The organism is Winogradskyella sp. (assembly GCF_013042245.1).
Lineage (GTDB): Bacteria > Bacteroidota > Bacteroidia > Flavobacteriales > Flavobacteriaceae > Winogradskyella.
In genome coordinates this window covers 1-4,623 of sequence record NZ_JABDQL010000118.1, presented here as the reverse complement: position 1 = coordinate 4,623, position 4,623 = coordinate 1, and the positions used below count along the sequence as shown (strand labels likewise).

The window sequence follows — 4,623 nt, the reverse complement described above, 5'->3', positions numbered from 1 at the left end:
GAAAATGCCTATTAGAAATTGGGGAATCATTTTAAACCAATTTTTAGCTATATTTGAAAACAGAATTAAACTATGAAAAAGCTAATCCTGTAAATTTTACTTACACACTTCGCGGGAAAGTGTCTTTAAAACAGAAGTTGCGTTTATGACTTGAATCTAGCAAATATTTAAAACGTAATTCTTAAAATTAAGAATCTGGGTGCATAAATTTTTGCTTGGCCAACAATTCTTCTTCGGTTTCTACCACATTTTCGTCAGGCACACAACAATCTACTGGACAAACCGCTGCACATTGTGGCTCTTCATGGAAACCCATACATTCAGTACATTTATCTGGGGCTATATAGTAAAGCTCGTCACTTATAGGTTCTTGAGTTTCTTCGGCATCTACTTCTTTACCACTTGGTAAAACGATTTTACCTGTAAGGCTTGTGCCGTCTTTGTAACGCCAATCGTCTGCGCCTTCATAAATGGCAGTGTTTGGACATTCTGGTTCACAGGCACCACAGTTTATACATTCGTCTGTTATTATAATTGCCATAGCTTTTTCTTTTTCGTAATTTTGCAGTTGCAAAAATAAAGCCAAAACATATTATTACCAAACCTTATATGGAATTACAACAAAGCCTTAACGCTTTTGTAAAATTAGGCCATTTTTTAAGTCAGTTTACAGACGCACCAAGAGGTACTAAAATTGATGATGCTTTTATTGATGGCTTTAAGCACCAGCTTAAATTGGCCAAAGAGCACAACGGCTGGTTTACCAAAAATAATTTAGATTTTGCTTTACAGTCATGGACAGAAGCACTTACTGGAGATAATCTTAAAACATGGACCAGTAATTACAATTTTAACGCTGTAGACACCAAAACTGTTGCCATTATTATGGCAGGTAATATTCCGTTAGTTGGGTTTCATGATTTTTTGAGTGTTTTAATGAGTGGACATAAGGTTTTAGTGAAACAATCCTCCAACGATAAGCACCTTCTGCCCTATTTGACTAAATATTTAGAACTTATTGAACCTGAATTTAAGGGCAAAGTAACATTTACTGAAGAGAAACTAGACGGTTTTGATGCCGTAATTGCTACAGGAAGCAATAACACGGCACGCTATTTTGAATACTATTTTAAAGACAGACCCTCTATAATTCGTAAAAACAGAAACTCCGTTGCCATTTTAACAGGTAATGAAACCCATCAACAGCTAGAAGGTTTAGCTGATGATATTTTTAGGTTTTACGGATTGGGTTGTCGTAATGTTTCAAAATTATATGTACCCGAAGATTATAATTTTGATGCTTTTTTTAATGCGGTTTTTAAGTGGAAAGACATTATCAACGAAAATAAATACGCCAATAACTACGATTATAACAAAGCGGTTTACATTATGAGCGAGTTTGATATGCTAGAGAATGGTTTCGTAATGATAAAAGAAGACCAAAACTTTGGTTCGCCTATCGCCACTGTTTTTTATGAAAAGTATAAAGATATGGCGTCTTTAAAAACACATTTGGAGTCACAATCCGAGAATATTCAATGCATAGTCGCTGATGGATTTACACCTACAGAAGTAACTTTTGGGCAAACCCAAGAACCCAAATTATGGAATTATGCAGATAATGTAGATACTGTTGATTTCTTGTTGAAATTATAGCTAAAAATTATCAATTTCTTAATAAGAATATCTGATATATTCGCCACCTTTGTAAAGGTTAAAAAAACTGAACATGATTAAAAAACACAACTTTAGCGCAGGTCCTTGCGTTTTACCAAAATCAGTAATGAAACAAGCCTCAGAGGCGCTTTTAGACTTTGATAACGGTTTATCTTTAATAGAAATATCGCACCGTAGTAAACCTTTTGTAGATGTTATGGAACAAGCACGTTCACTAGCATTAGAGCTTTTGGGCTTAGAAGGTAAAGGTTATAAAGCTTTGTTTTTACAAGGCGGTGCTAGCACTCAGTTTTTAATGGTAGCACTTAATCTTTTAGAAAAAAGAGCAGGATATCTTAATACAGGAACTTGGTCTGATAAAGCCCTAAAAGAAGCTAAGATTTACGATGATATTTACGAAGTTGGGTCTTCAAAATCAGCAGGATTTAATTATATCCCTAAAGGGTATGATATTCCTGAGGATTACGACTATTTTCATTGTACGTCTAACAATACCATTTTTGGTACGCAGATGAAAAAAATTCCTAACTCACCTATCCAAATGGTTTGTGATATGAGTAGTGATATTTTTTCGAGAACCTTAGATTTTTCAAAATTTGATTTAATCTATGCCGGTGCTCAAAAAAATATGGGTCCGGCTGGTACAACGCTTGTTATTGTTAAAGAAGATATTTTAGGAAAAGTATCACGTAAAATTCCATCAATGATGGATTATAAAGTGCATATTGGTAAAGGAAGTATGTTTAATACACCTCCAGTTTTTGCGGTATACGTATCTATGTTAACCATGCAGTGGCTTAAAGATTTAGGTGGTATCAAGGCTATTGAAGAAGAAAATGAAAAGAAAGCACGCCTTATGTATTCGGAAATTGATTTGAATCCATTATTTAAAGGCTACGCTGTAAAAGAAGACCGTTCTAATATGAACGCTACATTTACTCTAGAAAACGAAAACCTAAAAGAAACTTTTGATGCCATGTGGAAGGAAGCCGGAATCAACGGACTTAATGGCCATAGAAGTGTTGGTGGTTACAGAGCTTCTATGTATAACGCCTTATCACTAGACAGCGTTAAAGTATTGGTTGAAGTGATGAGCGAATTAGAAAGCAAAGCTTAATAAAATATAAAAAAGAAAAATGAAAGTATTAGCAAACGACGGTGTTTCTCAAAGCGGAATTGACGTTTTAGAGGCTGCTGGTTTTGAAGTATTAACAACAACCGTTGCACAAGAACAATTAGAGAATTACATCAACGATAATAACATCGCTGTGTTATTAGTACGAAGTGCAACAACTGTACGTAAAAATATTATAGACAACTGCCCTAGCCTTAAGATTATTGGTCGTGGTGGTGTTGGTATGGATAATATTGATGTAGACTATGCGCGAAGTAAGGGCTTACATGTTATAAATACACCAGCTGCATCTTCACATTCCGTAGCAGAATTGGTATTCGGTCATTTCTACGGTTTAGCACGTTATTTACACAATTCTAACCGAGATATGCCATTAGAAGGAGATACTAACTTTAAGAAATTAAAAAAATCTTACGCCAAAGGCACTGAGTTAAAAGGTAAAACACTTGGTGTATTAGGCTTTGGTCGTATTGGTCAAGCAACAGCAAAAGTTGCTATAGGAGCAGGAATGAAAGTCGTTGCCTTTGACCCATTTATGGAAGCAGCAGATTTAGAACTTGAGTTTTTTGATGGTCAAAAAGTAAACTTTAATATTAAAACGGTTTCTAAGGAAGACGTTTTAAAACAAGCTGATTTTTTAACGCTCCACGTACCAGCGCAAAAAAACTATGTCATAGATGAAGCCGAATTCAAACAAATGAAAGATGGCGTTATACTTGCCAATGCAGCGCGTGGTGGTGTTATCAATGAAGTAGCACTTATTAAAGCCATTGAAAATGGAAAAGTAGCCAGAGCAGCCTTAGACGTTTTTGAAAAAGAACCACAGCCAGAAATGGGCTTATTAATGAATCCTTCGTTGTCGCTCACACCGCATACAGGTGCAGCAACAAACGAGGCGCAAGATAGAATTGGAGAAGAATTGGCATCTCAAATTATTAGCATCCTAAAATAAAATTATTATCAAATTATAATATGAAAAAGTCTCGATGAATGGTCGAGACTTTTTTCTTACATTGGAAGACTTTACTAACAAAAAAATAAATTATGTCAGGAATTTTAGACTTACTTAATAGCGATTTAGGGAAAACTATAATCAGCGGTGTATCTGGAACAACGAATACCGACCAAAATAAAACAAGTAGTGTACTAACTATGGCCTTACCAGTATTAATGAAAGCCATGGAACGTAATGCAGCGACTCCTGAAGGTGCACAAGGTTTAATGGGCGCTTTAGAAAGTAAGCACGACGGAAGTATTTTAGATAATCTAAGTGGTCTCTTTGGCGGTGGTTTTGATGATGAGATAAAAACAGATGGTTCTAAAATATTAAGTCACGTTCTTGGACAAAAACAACAAGGTGTACAACAAGTTATAGGACAAAAAGCTGGAGTTGATTCTGGATCAGTTGGAGAAATCCTAAAAGTAGCTGCCCCTATCCTTATGGGTGTTTTAGGAAAGCAAAAAAGACAAAATAATGTAAATTCTCAAAATGATTTAGGCTCTATGCTTGGTGGTATGTTAGGCGGAAGTAGCACAAAACAAGAACAAAGTTTCCTTGAACAAATTTTAGATGCAGATGGTGACGGAAGTGTTGTTGATGATGTTGCAGGAATGTTACTTGGCGGATCAAAGAAAAAAGGTGGCCTTGGTGGTCTTCTTGGAGGACTGTTTGGAAAATAATTTCTGAGTAAATAATCCTCGGGGCAAGCCCACGAGGCATTAAAATAATTTCAATTGATTATTCTTTTTCAAACTTTTATAATCCTTTTCAACACCTTGTTCCTTAACATAATTTGCTATCAATTTTTCAG

5 protein-coding genes are annotated in these 4,623 nt (G+C 35.4%); 4 read left to right on the top strand and 1 reads right to left on the bottom strand.

Annotated elements, in window-relative coordinates:
- Positions 1 to 187: 187 nt before the first annotated feature.
- Positions 188 to 541, bottom strand: coding sequence for a 4Fe-4S dicluster domain-containing protein (locus HKP48_RS09280; protein ID WP_296345136.1), 354 nt, complete (start codon positions 539 to 541; stop codon positions 188 to 190).
- Between the two features lie 68 nt (positions 542 to 609).
- On the opposite strand from HKP48_RS09280, the gene HKP48_RS09275 reads away from it, so the two are divergent.
- The 4 genes from HKP48_RS09275 to HKP48_RS09260 all read left to right on the top strand — a co-directional run bounded on the left by HKP48_RS09275 (position 610) and on the right by HKP48_RS09260 (position 4,492).
- Positions 610 to 1,656: an acyl-CoA reductase gene (locus HKP48_RS09275; RefSeq protein ID WP_296345134.1), complete on the top strand. Its 1,047-nt coding sequence runs from the start codon at positions 610 to 612 to the stop codon at positions 1,654 to 1,656.
- A 76-nt stretch (positions 1,657 to 1,732) separates the two neighbouring features.
- A complete protein-coding gene (serC, locus tag HKP48_RS09270; protein WP_296345137.1) occupies positions 1,733 to 2,794 on the top strand; it encodes a 3-phosphoserine/phosphohydroxythreonine transaminase in 1,062 nt (353 codons plus the stop codon).
- Between the two features lie 19 nt (positions 2,795 to 2,813).
- Positions 2,814 to 3,764 (top strand): D-2-hydroxyacid dehydrogenase, encoded by a 951-nt coding sequence (locus tag HKP48_RS09265; protein ID WP_296345132.1) that lies wholly within the window; start codon positions 2,814 to 2,816, stop codon positions 3,762 to 3,764.
- Positions 3,765 to 3,856: 92 nt separating this feature from the next.
- On the top strand, positions 3,857 to 4,492 hold the full coding sequence (locus HKP48_RS09260; protein ID WP_296345130.1) for a DUF937 domain-containing protein: 636 nt from the start codon (positions 3,857 to 3,859) through the stop codon (positions 4,490 to 4,492).
- The last annotated feature ends 131 nt before the right edge of the window (positions 4,493 to 4,623 follow it).